This window comes from Oceanobacillus aidingensis (genome assembly GCF_042654105.1).
In the GTDB taxonomy this organism is placed as follows: Bacteria; Bacillota; Bacilli; order Bacillales; family Amphibacillaceae; genus Oceanobacillus; species Oceanobacillus oncorhynchi.
Window position 1 is genome coordinate 184,187 of record NZ_JBHSFT010000020.1, and the last position, 15,951, is coordinate 200,137.

The window sequence follows — 15,951 nt, forward strand, 5'->3', positions numbered from 1 at the left end:
TGACGAGGGGGAATGTCATATGAGAGAAATACCATTAAAGGAACAAAGTATTGTACTAATTGGATTTATGGGTGTTGGAAAAACAACCATTGGTCAAGCTGTTGCCAAAAAACTGTATCGTGATTTTATTGATATCGATGAAGAAATTGAGCGCAGATTCGGAATGCCTCCGAAAGAGATTTTTGCGAAATATGGAGAAGCCGTCTTCCGTCAGCATGAAAAAGAAATTATTTCTGAAATATGCCATAAGAAATTAAAGGTTATCTCTTTAGGCGGCGGCGCTTTTCTTCAAAAAGAAGTACAGGATGTCTGTCTCGCAACCACTACAATATTCTTTCTCGACCTGTCTTGGGACAGCTGGAAGGATCGAATCAGCCTGCTGATTGACAGCCGCCCCGTTCTACAGGGGAAGAATATGGAGGAAATCAAACAGCTTTTTGATGATAGGCAGCCAATTTATGGACAGCATCACTCCCGTGTAGTGACAGATAATCAAGAAATTGAAGAAATTGCAGATTATATTGCCGATTCCTTAAAATTAGCATGGGAGCTTTACGCTTAAAAACAAGAAATTGCACGTAAAAAACAGGCTAAGGTCACCCTAGCCTGTTTTTTTCGATTTCATGATTTATTAATGTTTACGCTTTGCGCTCAAAGATATCATCTATGATGCCATATTCTTTAGACTGTTCTGCACTCATGAATTTATCACGCTCTGTATCACGTTCAATAACTTCTAAAGGCTGACCAGTATTTTCAGACATGATGCGGTTCATACGTTTTTTAATCTCGATAATTCGATTTGCATGAATCTCAATATCTGTTGCCTGTCCCTGCGTACCGCCTAAAGGCTGGTGAATCATAATCTCACTGTTTGGCAATGCAAAACGTTTGCCTTTCTCTCCGGCATTAAGCAGGAAAGCACCCATAGAAGCTGCCATACCGATGCAGATGGTAGATACATCTGACTTAATAAAGTTCATGGTATCAAAAATAGCCATACCAGCTGTGATAGAACCACCAGGAGAATTAATATATAAAGAGATATCTTTTCCTGGATCTTCTGCTTCTAAGAATAAAAGCTGTGCTACAATAGAGTTGGCTACATTGTCATCAATGCCGCTGCCAAGTAAAATAATCCGGTCTTTTAATAAGCGGGAGTAAATATCATATGCGCGTTCACCACGATTTGTTTGTTCAATAACTGTAGGTACTAAATTCATTTAAAAATCCTCCTTAAGTTGCCAACGTTAATGGCTGATGATTTTTTCTATACTTTATATGATAGCTCATTGGTCAATGAAGGTCAAACAAAAAGTTTCACCAAATTTCTACTTTAACCATCCTTCCCGATTTTATGTTTGTTAAACATGAACCATTTAAACTTATTGAAAGACGCATAAAATAATTTTTCATCTAAATTATATAAAAAGGACTTGTCTCAAAGGAACTTCCTATGTATAATTAAGATTGTGTTTTTAATTCAATGAGATGCGCCCATAGCTCAGCTGGATAGAGCACTGGTTTCCGGTACCAGGTTTGCCGGGGGTTCGAATCCCTCTGGGCGCGCTAGATAAAGTTAATAAAAAGACAAGGGATAAAGATGTTTGCTTCCCTTGTCTTTTTTTCTGTCTTCCAGAAGTTTGGTGCTATCTTTCCTCAAACACCGCCAGGCTTTTCCACTCGGTTGCGAATGAATACTCTATTTTCCTATATGTGATACCGTGATACCCCTTGCCTAATTAAAAAGAGGGACTGCCAGTTGTCGTACCTGACTCTGGCCGGTTAGAATCATTACTTGATTTATAGTTGGACTCAATAGCAGATTTAGCTTTAGCAGGCGCTGATGTCAGTCCCGTTGCCCAGCTTTCTATCGCTCTATCTGTTGATTGTTGAAATGTTTCGCTCCAGTTTACTGAACAAGTTTTTTCATCGCAATGAACACCATTTCCATAATCTGTCGAGGCTGCTTGAACTCCTGAGGTTGAAATAGCGGATAATCCTAACGTTAAGGCTGCTAACCCTAATTTCATTCTCTTTTTCATCACAGGCACTCCCTTTATATAATGATTTGTCTCTCAACCTAACATAACTTTTGCGAAGATTCAACAAGTTACCATGAAGAATGGAAAGCAAAATAGTCCGCCGCAGCGGCGTTTTACACTTCACCTTCTATTATTTAGATAGGGATTTATCCAAGATACGGTCAACTCCTGTTTCTTTGGAAATGAAGTCACTTTTTAATAACAGAAAACTAAGTTTATTTATATTTGAAGCAGTCAAATTGTAATACTTATAGGTGCTCCAGAAATTATATAATGCTATATAAATAAGAGCCCCCTTAAAATTGAGCAATGTAACTCGCCTTTAAGAAGGACTTTTTTAGCTGAGGTTTTACTATTTGGTGCTTTGTTTATCTGTTAAATAAAGCAAAGTTCGTTATACGGCATTAAACTTTTTCACGTACAAGGCTTGTTAAATATTCCATCGCCTCTTCTTCATCTTCTCCTTCGATAATAAGCTTGATTTCTTCTCCTTTTGTTAGAGCCAGGCTCATTAATCCCATAATGCTTTTGGCATTAACCTTTTTATGATCATTCTCTAAAAATATGTGTGAATCAAATCGATTGGCCTCTTGTACAAAATAGGCAGCTGGCCTCGCTTGTAGTCCTGAATCTAATTCGATTTTCACTGTTTTCTCAACCAATAAATTCACTCTCCTGTCTTAAGTAAACGCCTCCATTTTTTTTAGGAAGCAGAAAAAATTCTGCGTCTTTCTTTCGGCGATGTTCCATGATATTTACTGCATTATATCATATTCTTCGGATACTAGCATTAATTACCAAGCTGCAGTTCGCCACGTTTGATTTTCTCTGCAAATTCATCAATTTTTTTCAAACGATGATTCACGCCTGATTTAGAAATCGTCCCGCTGGTAACAAGTTCCCCTAATTCTTTTAAGGAAACTTCTTCATATTGAATACGGAGCTTAGCTATTTCCTGTAATTTTTCCGGCAGCTGATCCAATCCAACTGTCCGCTCAATCAATTTAATGTTTTCAATTTGACGGAATGCTGCGCCGATAGTTTTATTTAAGTTCGCGGTTTCACAATTCACCAGTCTATTGACAGAATTACGCATATCACGGACAATGCGTACATCTTCAAATTTTAATAATGCTTGATGTGCTCCAATGACACTTAAAAACGTAGTAATTTTTTCGGCTTCTTTGATGTAGACGATATAACCATTTTTGCGCTCTAAGGTTCTTGCATGTAAATCATATGCATTAAACAATGTTTTTAATGCTTCTGCATGCTCCTCATAATAATTAAAAATCTCCAAATGATAGGAGGAGGTTTCCGGGTTATTCATTGATCCGCCAGCTAAAAACGCTCCGCGTAAATATGCTTTTCGGCAGCATTCTTTTCTTAGGTATTTCTCTGAAATGGTCCGGACAATCTGGTATTGATTTTCCATTAGATTCAAATCCTCTAATAAAGATTGAACACCATTTTTCATACGGACGATATATACATTATTTTTCTTCAGCTTCATTTTTTTACGGACAAGCAGCTCCACCGGCAACGTATAATTTTGTTTGATTAATGTGTAAATACGCCTTGCAATTGCTGCATTCTCTGTTTGAACATCCAGTACATAACCTTGCTTTGATATAGAAATAACGCCATTCATTCGAACTAATGCAGCTAGTTCAGCAAACTGACAGCAAGAATCCGATTGAATAGCGGTTAGTTCTTTCTTAATATCTGATGCGAAGGACATTGTATCACGCTCCTTCCCCTTTTCGAACACGCCTTGATACGTTTATTCAATGAAACTGTATTCAGCGGAATAATCCTGCATACCCCACTGAATCTGACTTCCTTGTCTTTTTCATCGTACTTTTTGAACACTCACTACTATAAAAATTTATAAAGCATTTTAGCTATTTTATCATTATTATGACGGAGAGTTCCATCTTTATGCTTCACGACAATATTACCAGGAAAAACCTGGACATTCATCGCTTCTAAACGGGAACTATCTGCTACTACCGGAAACGCCTGCTCTTCTTTATAAATCTCCTGCGTTTCTGCATCGATTGGCTGATCATGAACAATCACATAATCAACACAATCATCGCCGACATGATCATGAATCGCTTGGACATGATCTGCTGCAGAATAATTCGTTGTTTCTCCATATTGTGTCATGATATTACAAACGTACACAATCTTTGCTTTTGTATTTAATAATGCTTCCTTCACTTCTGGAACAATTAAATTCGGCATAATTGAGGTATAAAGGCTCCCTGGAGAAATTACGATTAAATCTGCTTTTTGAATTGATTCCACAGCGTTAGGTAATGGCTGCAGCGGCTGCGGCTCTAGAAAGACCCGTTTAATCCGTTTGCCGGACAGAGGAATATTGGATTCCCCATGAATAATCTCTCCATCCTCCATAATCGCATGCAAAGACATGTTATCGTTTGAAATCGGATAGATATTTCCTTTTACATTAAGCACCCGGGAAATTTCTTTTATTCCTTGATTAAAATTACCAGTCATGGAAGTCATTGCTGCCAATAATAGATTACCTAATGAATGCCCTGTCAACCCGTTTCCCTGCTGAAACCGATGTTGAAAAAGCTCTAAAAGCATCGGCTCTGCATCAGACAGAGCTGCAATCACATTCCGGATATCTCCTGGTGCCGGCATTTCCATCTCGGAACGAATTCTTCCTGTACTTCCCCCGTCATCTGCTACCGTCACAACAGCAGTCAGATCTACGGGCAAATCCTTCAACCCGCGAAGCAAAACCGGCATTCCTGTCCCTCCGCCAATCGCTGTTATTTTCGGGATATCGCTCATGAGGTTTTGGCCTTTCTCTTTTCAATATCTCTGTGGCTGACATGGGTAATATAATCATCGCTGAATTGCTTGGAGAAGTATTCGGCTAAAGCAACAGAACGGTGCTGTCCGCCCGTACAGCCAATGGCAATAACTAACTGTGACTTCCCCTCTTTTTTATACTGCGGGAGCATAAAACGGAATAAATCATTTAATTTCTCTACAAACAATTTCGTATCTGACCATTTAAACACATAGGAATTTACTTCCTGATTTAGTCCGGTCAATGGCTGCAGTGCAGATACATAATGCGGATTCGGCAGAAAACGTACATCGAAAACTAAATCCGCATCAATTGGAATTCCATATTTAAACCCAAAGGATACAAAATGAGTGGAAAATACTTCTTGTTTTTCTTCCTTGTACAATTGGAGAATCTTTTCACGCAAATCTCTCGGCTTGAGTTTTGACGTATCAATAATCCGCTGTGAACGGCCGCGCAGCTCATCGATAATAATACGCTCTTGATGGATGCCATTTAAAGGCAGTCCGCCGACAGCTAATGGATGAGAGCGTCTGGTTTCTTTATATCTTGTCACCAGCGTTTCATCCTCCGCATCTAAAAACAGGATATGGCTTTGAATCCATGGTGTATGGCTGATTGCATCCAATGCCTTGTATAAGGAATCAAAAAATTCTCTTCCCCGCAGGTCCATGACGAGCGCCACTTTTTGAATGGTGTTCGAAGCATCCTTCATTAATTCTAGAAATTTGGGAAGAAGCGCAGGAGGTAAATTATCTACACAATAATAACCTAAATCTTCAAAGCTTTGCACTGCAACTGTTTTTCCGGCTCCTGACATCCCCGTAATAATAACGAGCTTTGTTTCTTTTTCCTGATTCACTAAACTCTCCCCTTTCAGTCCTCTTCCAACACACAATTGCTTTTTACAGGTATGGGTACTGCAGCCCCAAAGAAGTTATCTGAGGTTTTAGCAGCCCGCCCCTTGTTATCGTGCTTCTTACATCTTAGTTCAATTATATTAGAAAACCTGACATTCGCCAAGCCTTTGAGTGAATGCCTTCGTTTGGGCTGCGAACACCGGTACGAAGATATCCCTTCTCTTATATAGCTGACCTGTGAAACTTCGCCGCAGCTGAGACACTCTCCTTTTTTCCATTTAAACAAAAAAATGGACAGGTGAGTCACCTGTCCCAAAACTAATCTATCTATTAAAAGGGGGTCAATTAGTTAACTCTATAATACCCTTTCATTGTTTCATGCGTGTTACAGCAACGTTAAGATGCAGTTACCATAGATTAATTTTTTTATACAAATCCTAACCAAAGATGGATATGATTTGTATTTTCGACAATTTCCAATAACTATCGTATTATGCATCTCCTAAAATACGACAATTTTGCTAATTAATCTTCTAATGTTTCTACATATTTAATTGCTGTTTCCGCTGCGATACTTCCATCGCCTGTAGCTGTAACAATTTGTCTGAGGTCTTTTGCACGGATATCTCCAGCTGCAAAAATACCAGGTATTTTCGTTTCCATATTTTCAGATGTAGGAATATATCCTTCTTCATCCGTAATCCCTAAATCCGTAAATGGATCATTTAAAGGAAGCATACCGACATAAACAAATACACCGCTTGTTGGGAAGTCATATACTTCATCCGTTTTTACATTTTTTAATGAAATGCTGCTGACTTTTCCCTCTGGACCGTTAATTTTTTCAGCTATCGTATCCCAAATAAATTCAATTTTATCGTTGTTAAATGCGCGATCCTGAAGAATGCGCTGTGCCCGCAATTCATCACGGCGGTGTACAATGGTTACTTTGCTTGCGAATCTTGTCAGATACACGCCTTCTTCTACTGCAGAGTCTCCCCCGCCGACAACAACCAGTTCTTTCTCTTTAAAGAAAGCACCGTCACAAACGGCACAATAAGACACACCGCGTCCGCCAAGCTCTTCTTCGCCCGGAATGCCGAGTTTCTTATATTGTGCTCCAGTTGCAATAATCAAAGCTTTAGTATGATAAACTTTTTTTCCTGCATAAATGGTTTTATATTTGCCATGATCTTCAATCGACTTAATATCACCGTATGCATATTCTGCGCCAAACTTTTTAGCATGATCGAACATTTTATTCGACAAGTCCGGTCCTAAAATATGGTCAAATCCAGGATAGTTCTCTACATCTTCTGTATTTGCCACCTGGCCTCCCGGAATTCCGCGTTCCAGCATCAGTGTATCTAAATTTGCCCGTGAAGCATACACAGCAGCTGTCATACCTGCTGGTCCAGCTCCGGCAATAATCACATCATATATTCTCTCTTCGGACATTCAATCCCGCCCCTTTATCCTTATAATATTCTTATTCCACCGTATAGTGTAATGAAATTAAGATTTAACGTCTATCTTTTTGCTCATTTTTTTATCGCCCAAGGCCCTTCTTCTTCTGACAGCTTGGGATGCCGCTTCAAACCCTCTTCCCATAAACGCAATGCCTTGCTTGGGTTTCCCGATTGATAAGCTGTGATGCTATACCATTTATAATAGGATGCTCTTCTTTTAGCTTGCTCCCCAGAAATATTTTGATACCGTTCATAAGCTAAACCATAATTTGCTGTTTTCGCAAAGACTTCCGCAATCCGCAGCTTTTGTTCTTCATGCATCGGATAAATATTGTTTATAATGTCGATATGCGTCTGATAATCTGCCTCTCTCGTTTCATAATAAAACAGGGCTAAATTTAAATGGCTGTGCAAATTGTTGGGATAGTCCACGAGCATATCTTCTTCAATATGCATCGCCTCTTCTTTTCTTCCTGTATAGAATAAGGCCTGGGCATAATCATGGACAGCCAGCTTCTGATCCGGAAAGTTTTCCATGAGCTCCTCAATAAACGGAATTGCTTTTTCCCATTCATCATGCTCCATATGATAAAATGCAGTCTCCTGCAGGACAATCAGTTCATCCTCATCCTCCAGAGAAAAATTTTCTTCCTCTTCATCCTCTATTTCAATGAAGTCAAGAAGCTGCGCAGCATCATTACTGAAGTCGCCTTCTGGTTTTTTATCTAAATACATCTGCGCATACTTTTTGGCATCTTGAAGCAATCCAAGATGCGCATAGTTGTTGGCAGCTAAATAATAACAATCAATATACTCTCCAGTCTGCAGCACTTCTGTCAGCAGCTGATTGGCTTTATGATAAGCACCGGTTTCTGTATAAATAATGGATAACTGACATTTATATAAAGGAAAATGAGGCTTGTCCTCAATTGCTTTTTGAATCCATTTAATCGCAATATCAAACTTCCTTTTCTTAAATGCTTCGACACCCTTTGTATAGTAAAAGTCGCCTTCAGGAATAAATGGGGTTACGTTATTTGCAGTTGTCTTCTTATTTTTCCTTCTTAGCATGAATCAATCCCCCGTTCTTAAAGACAGTCGAGAAAAGTATACCATAGAATATAGCAGATTCCCATAAAAAATAAGACGCACGATCTGGCGTGCATCTTATTTTTTGTTTCCTTCATTTATTTATCTGGATGCGTTGTTTCGTATAATAGCTGCTCGAGTTCTTTTCGATAGGCTGCTGCTTCTTCCCTGGTCCAGCCGAGCTCTTTTTCCATAAATGGCAGGACAGTATCCATATGCGTCTCCACCCATGGACGGTTGAAGAATAATGCACCGGAGCGGCGAATGAAGAAGTCTACTGCTTTATATGCCATTTCTTCATTTATTGCATATATTACCTGTGCAAATACTGCCGGTTCGATGTTTTCTTTTGCAGCTGCTTCTTTATTCTCTTTATATAGTGTAAAAATTTTATCTACATTTGCGCCATAACGCTGTGTCAGCTCTGCTGCTTCATTTTCTGATAACCCAAGGCTGCTGCCTTCTTTGACTTTTTCTGCTTTAAAATTCTTGAAGCCTTTGGATCCGCCGACTTCTCCGCCGGAAATAGGCAGGTGCTTCGTTTGGCTCTCTGTATATAGGATGCCTTCTTCTTCTTTTAACTGTTTTGCTACCATATTGACAACATGCTCGCCCATTTTGCGGTAACCAGTTAATTTACCGCCTGCCATAGAAAGTAACCCGGAATCTGATTGGAAAATCTCATCCTTACGGGAAATTTCACTTGGACTGCTTGCCCCTTCTTCCGCAATTAACGGACGGATGCCGGCCCAGCTTGATTCGACTTTACTTGCATCAATACCAACAGATGGGAACATATAATTAATGGCATCTAAAATATAATCCCGGTCCTTCTCTGTCATCGTCGGATGCGCAATATCCCCTTTATAATCGGTATCGGTTGTACCTACATATGTTTTGCCGTCACGCGGAATAGCAAAAACCATCCGGCCATCCGGTGTATCGAAATATACTGCTTGTTTCAACGGGAAGACCGATTTATCGAATACAAGATGGACACCTTTTGTTAAATGAAGGGTTTTTCCTTTTTTGGAACCATCTAATTCACGGACATCATCCACCCAAGGCCCGCCAGCGTTAATAATTTTCTTTGCATAGATTGGATGCTTTTCTTTGCTGATTTGATCCTCGGCTACAACGCCGACTACTTTGCCTTCTTCATAGATGAATTCAACTGCTTTAGTGTAGTTGACTGCTTTCACGCCGTTTTCCACAGCTTTTTTAAGCACTTCAATCGTTAAACGTGCATCATCGGTTTTATATTCTACATAAAAGCCTCCGCCGCGAAGCTCCTCTTTTTTTACAAGCGGCTCACGTTCTAATACCTCTGCCGGCTTTAACATCTCCCGACGCTCTGATTTTTTTACCCCTGCTAAAAAGTCATATACACGCAAACCAATACTTGATGTAAACGGTCCTAAATTACTTCCTTTATGGAATGGCAGCAGCATCCATTCTGGTGTCGTCACATGCGGGCCATTTTCATAAACAACCGCACGTTCTTTTCCTACCTCTGCTACCATCTTCACTTCAAATTGCTGCAGATAGCGCAGGCCGCCATGCACCAATTTGGTAGAACGGCTTGAAGTACCGGCTGCAAAATCCTGCATTTCAATCAGGCCCGTACGCAGGCCTCTTGTCGCAGCATCCAGAGAAATTCCTGATCCGGTAATACCGCCGCCGATAACTAATAAATCCAGTTGATTACTTTCTAAGACCCCTAGTGTTTCTTTACGTTCTTTACTTGAAAAATTATGCATTATTTCCACTCCCACTCCCAGTAATGATCTATTGTTTTTATTCCCTTTATTGAAGACGGTTATTCATCAAATACAGATGAAAAGCATGAATCTGCCCGACGAACATTGGCGGGCGGCTTCATTTCCAGCACAATAAAAAAGACCACAAATGCACTGGTGTCTATACACCAGATACTTTGCGGTCTCTCCTGCTTCTCCGTCCTTTATATTAACTTGATTATATCTTAACACAGATGACTTTTATTGTATAGTCACTTGCTCGATTCGGATTTTATCTATTGCACAGCCGGTATATTACTACGCGCTTGCCGATCAATCCTCTAATTTAAATACACGCGTCGCTTCCACCGCTTTCTTCCAGCCTTTATATAAGCGCTCACTTTCTTCTTTATCCATTGCCTCTTTAAATGTTTTCTCATTTTGCCACTGCTGTGAAATCTCTTCCTGGCTCTCCCAGAACCCAATTGCTAATCCCGCTAAGTAAGCAGAACCAAGCGCCGTTGTTTCCTGAACAACCGGTCGCTCCACGGTCACATCCAGGATATCACTCTGGAACTGCATCAAAAAGTCATTTTTTACGGCGCCGCCATCCACACGAAGCGTTTTCAAATCAATATTAGAGTCGGCAGCCATCGCCTCCATCACATCTCTTGTCTGATAAGCCAGTGATTCCAACGTTGCCCGGATAAAATGCTCCTTTTTTGTTCCTCTGGTTAATCCAAATACAGCACCGCGGGCTGCACTGTCCCAATAAGGCGTTCCTAAACCGACAAATGCCGGCACCACATAAACACCGTCTGTGGTATCAATTCTGCCTGCAAAGTCCTCACTCTCCGGACTCGATTCAATCATTCTTAAACCATCACGGAGCCACTGGATTGCTGAACCGGCAACAAAAATACTTCCTTCCAGGGCATAGGTTACCTTTCCGCCCAAGCCCCATGCAATCGTAGTAAGCAAACCATTTTCTGAACTAACCGGTTTTTCTCCTGTATTCATTAATAAGAAGCCCCCGGTACCGTACGTATTTTTAGCCATTCCCTTTTCAAAGCAGGCTTGCCCAAACAAAGCAGCTTGCTGATCACCAGCAATACCGGCAATCGGAATCTCTTCCCCAAAGAAATGATACGCCACTGTGTTGGTATAAATTTCAGATGACGGGCGCACCTCCGGAAGCATGGATTTCGGTACATCAAAAATGTCCAGAAGCTCCTCATCCCATTTTAAATCATAAATATTAAACATCAGTGTTCTGGAAGCATTGGAATAATCAGTAACATGTGTTTTTCCAGCTGAAAACTTATAAATCAGCCACGAGTCCACTGTTCCAAATAAAAGGTCTCCCGCTTCTGCTTTTTCTCTGGCACCTTCGACATGATCCAAAATCCATTTCACTTTGGTTCCTGAAAAATAAGGATCAATCAGCAGCCCCGTTTTATTACGAACGGTGTCCTCATACCCCTGCTCCCTGAGCTCTTTACAGATACCTTCTGTTTGACGTGATTGCCAGACGATTGCCCTGTAAATTGGTCTTCCTGTATGCTTATCCCATACAATCGCCGTTTCCCGCTGATTGGTGATACCGATTCCTTCTACACTGCTCGGCTCAATCCCTGTTTTATTAATTACTTGAGCTATGCATCCCAATACGGACGTCCAAATTTCATTGGCATCATGCTCCACCCAGCCCGGTTTATCAAAAAATTGCTTAAATTCGTTTTGTGCCGTTTCTACAATATCGCCTTTTTGGTTAAATAAAATCGCACGAGAACTTGTGGTACCTTGGTCAATGGATAGGATATATTTTTCGGTCATGGTAAATTCCTCCTCGATTTCTTTATTATTTATATAGTCTTATAGTCAGCTAGCTGATTTGGACACAACGGAATGATTCCCTTTCTTCAATTCGTTCGTTAAAGCCGTACCCATTATTACTGCAATCACTATTGACATTACCCAAAATCCGACGCCCATGCTTTCTTGAAATAATGCATTATAAAATAAGGCTCCGTATACACCTCCAATAATAGGTCCTATCACAGGAATCGGAGCATAGCTCCAATCCGATCCGCCCTTGCCTATAATCGGTAAAATAGCATGTGCAATTCTTGGTCCCAGGTCTCTGGCCGGGTTAATTGCATAACCAGTCGGTCCTCCCAGAGACATCCCAATCGCAACAATTAGTAAACCAACAACTGCCGGATTTAATCCTTCTGTGAATTCGTTTGCACCAATAAATAAAAGACCCACAACTAAAACAAATGTCCCGATGATTTCGCTTACTAAATTGGAAGGATAACTCCTCACAGCCGGACCTGTTGCAAATACTCCCAGTTTTGCCCCTTTATCTTCTGTTTCCCTCCAATGCGGAAGATACTGGAAGTAAACAATGATTGCACCAATAATAGCGCCTATTAATTGTCCCGATATATATGCCGGCACCTTTGCCCATGGAAACTCGCCAATCACAGCAAATCCTAATGTTACCGCAGGATTTAGATGAGCTTCAGATACATTCCCCGCTGCATAGACACCCATTGTCACACCCAGACCCCATCCTATTGTAACCACTACCCAGCCGGCGCCGGCTGCTTTGGATTTTTTTAATTCCACGCCAGCAACAACTCCCGCACCTAAAATGATGAGAATCATTGTCCCAATCGCCTCAGCTAAAAATTCAGTCATTACCTTTACCCCTTTTCCAAAAAGTGTATTCTACTTTTTTACAAGTTATTCAAGTATGTGCAGTTGTAAAAACAAAAAAAGTCCACAAAAACACTATCGCACTTATTCCTAGGAAAGCACGATATGCTATGTGGACTCCTTTTCTCCGTCACAATTTTTTAACTTGTTATAGAGATACTACATCAAATTGAAAACGTTGTCAACCGTTTGTGAATTTTTTGTGAATGCGTTTTATTAGTCTAAAGGACAATAGTAATGCAATTTAAGATTAGCTGGCAGCATGCTTTTATATAGAATAGTTGAAGCCACAGCTTTCTCTAATTGGCAGCTTGTGGCTTCTTCCTTTTTATTGATTTATTTTGACTGCACGTGTCTAATCTCCAACAAATTTAACTACGCTCCATACTCCAAACCTATCTCACTTCCACTTCCAGCCGATACCCCGTCTGCGCAGTTATCTGCTCACAAATCTCCGAGATTTCTGCTGTTTCCGGTTCATTCCTGACCTTCACCGATACATGTCCCGAAGCCATATGAATCGATGGGTTGCCTTTCATTTCCCAAGCATCCGGAATGGTTTCCTTCGTGAGACGCAGAATTTCATTTTGCTTCGGCTGCTTGGCATATTGAACAGCCATGCCAATTTCGTCGCTCAGTTTCTGCAGCATATCGGTGTATTGCGATGCTACTTGCGGGGAAATAAAATGGACTTCCATCAGCGGCTGGCCGTCCAATGTCTTCATGCTCGTCTTATAAATATGGACACCGTATGCTTTTCCATATTGTTTAGCAACCGCAATAGCTTGATTATTTTCCATTGGTGCTATACCGGGTTTTGCAGAAAATAAATCAACGCTGTCCGTTTGTGTATCACGTGACACACTATCATCGGCAAACTGCAGGGTAAATCCGGTCGTTTTTTGGAACTGCTCTGCAATCGCCTGTCCATTATCCGGCTTATTTTCGTTCGTGATTACCATCTTGTTTTGCAAATGAACCGATGGCATATCTGCCGGCTTGTCCAATAAGGACGCCAATAATGGCTGGAACGCTTCGTGCCGGATAGAATGAGAAAAGGCAATATCCCAGCCTGTCTGTTTTTTAATATCTTTGCTCATCTGCTTCTGTTCTGCTTCAGAAATACTGTCAGGAAAAACAAAAGACAAGAGAATATGTTCTGTTTCCATCCCCATTTCCTGCACGCCGCACCGGTAAAAACGCGAATCACCGGTAAAATACGTCCGTATATAATCCATGGCATGATTGGCATTCATTTTAATCGCTTGAATCGGCAAAGCTAAATTGCTTAACTGAAAGCGCACCTCGTTCGTCAATTTATAACCGATTCTTCCTTCCATATCCACATGCCGGTGCTCACCCGGAATACCTTGCAGTGCCAGAGCAACCGCGAATTGCTTGTGCACTTCATTAATTTGCAGTCGATCAAAGATTTCCTGTAATGATACCGTATAATCTGGAAGCAGATCCCAATTAATCTTTTCTAAATACGGACGGCTGAATGTCAGCACCTCATTTGCCGCGTCTGCAAATTTGTCTATGGATTCACTCCACGGTCCAAGCGTTTCTGCTATTTGCCCTGCTCCTATTTTATCCATTTTGCCCTTTGGCGTTTCGCAATGTAATGTGCCCATCTTGGGATGGACATTTTGACAGAGACCGAATTTAAACGGCTTGCCATTTTCTTTTTGATAAAGCAAAACGGATCCAATATAATTCCTGAGCCGCTCCTGTTCACTATTTCGTTTATACCGCTTGCCGACAACCCCTTTGCCGTCTTTTCTTTTTGTAAACGGATAGGTCTCCCCGTTCTCCGAAAGCATTGGATGGAATCGCGGATGGATTTTATTCACTAATGAATGCCGCGCTTCCTCGTCCCCGTGCACTAAAAGAGTATATGTCGGCTCCATCGTTTCTACAAAGCGCATCATTTCATTGGCGTCCGCATGGGCAGACAATCCGAATTTATCTACACTGCAATTCACTTGATAGGTTGTTCCGTCAATATCCAATGTGTCTTCCGTTCCTTCTGCCAGTGCCAGCAGTTTTTTACCAGGGCTTTCCTCATCTTGATATCCGGTTAGATAAATGGCGTTCTTTTTATCCTCGACTAAATGCTTGGCATACCACGCACTAGCACCGCCAGTTAGCATACCAGACGATGCTACAATACAAGCAGGCTTTCCGTTCACAATCGATTTCCGATCTTCGGCTTTCACTGCAATACATCTGCCCTCCGTCAAAAAGGCATCACCGGACGTCCGGACACGATGGGAAACCGGCCCTTTCAAATAGTGTGGATAATTTCGATAGATTCGGGAAACCGGTGTAACTAATCCATCTACATATATCGGAAACTCCGGAATCAACCCTTTATCCATATAATCCTGCAGCACCAGCAATACTTCCTGCCCGCGCCCAAGCGCAAAGGCTGGTATGAGCGCAAATCCGCCATTTTGAATCGTTTCTGCCACATGCTCTGCCAGTCGTTTTTCTTCTGTGTTCCGGTCTGTATGCAGGCGGTTGCCATAGGTCGATTCCATTATCATCACATCGGGCTTCAAATCATTTGCAACCTTGGCACCTGGAATGGTCCGTCCTCCGCTGAAAGACAAATCACCAGTTACCAGAATAGATTCTCCATCCGCCTCCAGCGAAAACATCACCGCACCAATAATATGACCTGCGCGATGTGCTGTAATTTGGATATCTCCAATATGCAGCACGCCATTTGCTGGAAACATCCGCAGCTCCTGGAGCAGTGCCTCCATCTGTTCTTCACTGTAAGGCATAAGTGTCTCATTTAATCGGCTTTGCTCCATCAAAATTTTATAGGAATCCTTCATCATAATTTGCATTAAATCAGCTGTCGGCGGAGTTAGAAATACAGGAGCGTCCGGATACATGGCATGAACCACCGGAAGTGCTCCAATATGATCCGCATGCGCATGTGTCACCAAAATCGCATCTGGCTTATCCAAATTCTCCAGCATTCCAAACATCGGAAGCACATCGTCCCCGCGCATCCGCATTCCCGCATCGATTAAAATACTCGTCCGGTCAAACTGAATATGTAAACAGGAGGCGCCAATTTCACTGCCTCCTCCTAAAACTGTAACCTTCATCTAATCACCTCTCTCGGGACTGGCTCTCTAACCCAGGCCGCCTGCTCGT

13 protein-coding genes and 1 tRNA gene are annotated in these 15,951 nt (G+C 41.3%); 2 read left to right on the plus strand and 12 right to left on the minus strand.

Features of this window, described 5'->3' with window-relative positions:
• Positions 1-19: 19 nt before the first annotated feature.
• Positions 20-562, plus strand: a complete 543-nt coding sequence (locus ACFO3P_RS14040; RefSeq protein ID WP_042530395.1) for a shikimate kinase — start codon at positions 20-22, stop codon at positions 560-562.
• Positions 563-638: 76 nt separating this feature from the next.
• Here ACFO3P_RS14040 and clpP read toward each other — a convergent pair whose 3' ends face one another.
• Positions 639-1,223 (minus strand): ATP-dependent Clp endopeptidase proteolytic subunit ClpP, encoded by a 585-nt coding sequence (gene clpP, locus ACFO3P_RS14045; protein WP_040978891.1) that lies wholly within the window; start codon positions 1,221-1,223, stop codon positions 639-641.
• A 270-nt stretch (positions 1,224-1,493) separates the two neighbouring features.
• Between clpP and ACFO3P_RS14050 the strand changes: the two genes are divergently transcribed.
• Positions 1,494-1,569 (plus strand) — tRNA-Arg (locus tag ACFO3P_RS14050).
• A gap of 173 nt (positions 1,570-1,742) precedes the next feature.
• Here the strand turns inward: ACFO3P_RS14050 and ACFO3P_RS14055 are convergent.
• The 11 genes from ACFO3P_RS14055 to ACFO3P_RS14105 form a co-directional block, all read right to left on the minus strand.
• The gene (locus ACFO3P_RS14055) at positions 1,743-2,045 is read right to left on the minus strand and encodes a leucocin A/sakacin P family class II bacteriocin (protein ID WP_052484915.1); all 303 of its coding nucleotides are present in this window, start codon (positions 2,043-2,045) and stop codon (positions 1,743-1,745) included.
• A 404-nt stretch (positions 2,046-2,449) separates the two neighbouring features.
• Complete coding sequence (locus ACFO3P_RS14060) at positions 2,450-2,707, minus strand: HPr family phosphocarrier protein (RefSeq protein WP_152655201.1); 258 nt, start codon at positions 2,705-2,707, stop codon at positions 2,450-2,452.
• 128 nt (positions 2,708-2,835) lie between these two features.
• On the minus strand, positions 2,836-3,786 hold the full coding sequence (gene whiA, locus ACFO3P_RS14065) for a DNA-binding protein WhiA (protein WP_042530265.1): 951 nt from the start codon (positions 3,784-3,786) through the stop codon (positions 2,836-2,838).
• A 137-nt stretch (positions 3,787-3,923) separates the two neighbouring features.
• Entirely contained in the window at positions 3,924-4,874 is a 951-nt protein-coding gene (locus ACFO3P_RS14070) for a gluconeogenesis factor YvcK family protein (RefSeq protein WP_042530263.1), read from the minus strand.
• Positions 4,871-5,758: an RNase adapter RapZ gene (rapZ, locus tag ACFO3P_RS14075; RefSeq protein WP_084612854.1), complete on the minus strand. Its 888-nt coding sequence runs from the start codon at positions 5,756-5,758 to the stop codon at positions 4,871-4,873. Before rapZ ends, ACFO3P_RS14070 begins: the two co-directional genes overlap by 4 nt.
• Positions 5,759-6,281: 523 nt before the next feature.
• Positions 6,282-7,214, minus strand: a complete 933-nt coding sequence (trxB, locus tag ACFO3P_RS14080) for a thioredoxin-disulfide reductase (RefSeq protein ID WP_042530261.1) — start codon at positions 7,212-7,214, stop codon at positions 6,282-6,284.
• A gap of 83 nt (positions 7,215-7,297) precedes the next feature.
• Positions 7,298-8,296, minus strand: a complete 999-nt coding sequence (locus ACFO3P_RS14085; protein WP_289584407.1) for a tetratricopeptide repeat protein — start codon at positions 8,294-8,296, stop codon at positions 7,298-7,300.
• Between the two features lie 116 nt (positions 8,297-8,412).
• The gene (locus ACFO3P_RS14090) at positions 8,413-10,074 is read right to left on the minus strand and encodes a glycerol-3-phosphate dehydrogenase/oxidase (protein WP_193064308.1); all 1,662 of its coding nucleotides are present in this window, start codon (positions 10,072-10,074) and stop codon (positions 8,413-8,415) included.
• Positions 10,075-10,386: 312 nt separating this feature from the next.
• The gene (gene glpK, locus ACFO3P_RS14095) at positions 10,387-11,889 is read right to left on the minus strand and encodes a glycerol kinase GlpK (protein ID WP_042530256.1); all 1,503 of its coding nucleotides are present in this window, start codon (positions 11,887-11,889) and stop codon (positions 10,387-10,389) included.
• Positions 11,890-11,934: 45 nt separating this feature from the next.
• Positions 11,935-12,759, minus strand: a complete 825-nt coding sequence (locus tag ACFO3P_RS14100; RefSeq protein ID WP_289584408.1) for an MIP/aquaporin family protein — start codon at positions 12,757-12,759, stop codon at positions 11,935-11,937.
• 413 nt (positions 12,760-13,172) lie between these two features.
• Entirely contained in the window at positions 13,173-15,902 is a 2,730-nt protein-coding gene (locus tag ACFO3P_RS14105; RefSeq protein WP_193064306.1) for an MBL fold metallo-hydrolase, read from the minus strand.
• Between the last annotated feature and the right edge of the window lie 49 nt (positions 15,903-15,951).

Excerpts from the sequence above, each read along its gene's own strand:
- trxB (WP_042530261.1), bottom strand. The coding sequence starts at position 7,214 with ATGTCCGAAGAGAGAATATATGATGTGATTATTGCCGGAGCTGGACCA.
- whiA (WP_042530265.1), bottom strand. The coding sequence starts at position 3,786 with ATGTCCTTCGCATCAGATATTAAGAAAGAACTAACCGCTATTCAATCG.
- clpP (WP_040978891.1), bottom strand. The coding sequence starts at position 1,223 with ATGAATTTAGTACCTACAGTTATTGAACAAACAAATCGTGGTGAACGC.
- ACFO3P_RS14070 (WP_042530263.1), bottom strand. The coding sequence starts at position 4,874 with ATGAGCGATATCCCGAAAATAACAGCGATTGGCGGAGGGACAGGAATG.
- ACFO3P_RS14090 (WP_193064308.1), bottom strand. The coding sequence starts at position 10,074 with ATGCATAATTTTTCAAGTAAAGAACGTAAAGAAACACTAGGGGTCTTA.
- ACFO3P_RS14100 (WP_289584408.1), bottom strand. The coding sequence starts at position 12,759 with ATGACTGAATTTTTAGCTGAGGCGATTGGGACAATGATTCTCATCATT.
- ACFO3P_RS14085 (WP_289584407.1), bottom strand. The coding sequence starts at position 8,296 with ATGCTAAGAAGGAAAAATAAGAAGACAACTGCAAATAACGTAACCCCA.
- ACFO3P_RS14105 (WP_193064306.1), bottom strand. The coding sequence starts at position 15,902 with ATGAAGGTTACAGTTTTAGGAGGAGGCAGTGAAATTGGCGCCTCCTGT.
- glpK (WP_042530256.1), bottom strand. The coding sequence starts at position 11,889 with ATGACCGAAAAATATATCCTATCCATTGACCAAGGTACCACAAGTTCT.
- ACFO3P_RS14055 (WP_052484915.1), bottom strand. The coding sequence starts at position 2,045 with ATGAAAAAGAGAATGAAATTAGGGTTAGCAGCCTTAACGTTAGGATTA.
- ACFO3P_RS14040 (WP_042530395.1), top strand. The coding sequence starts at position 20 with ATGAGAGAAATACCATTAAAGGAACAAAGTATTGTACTAATTGGATTT.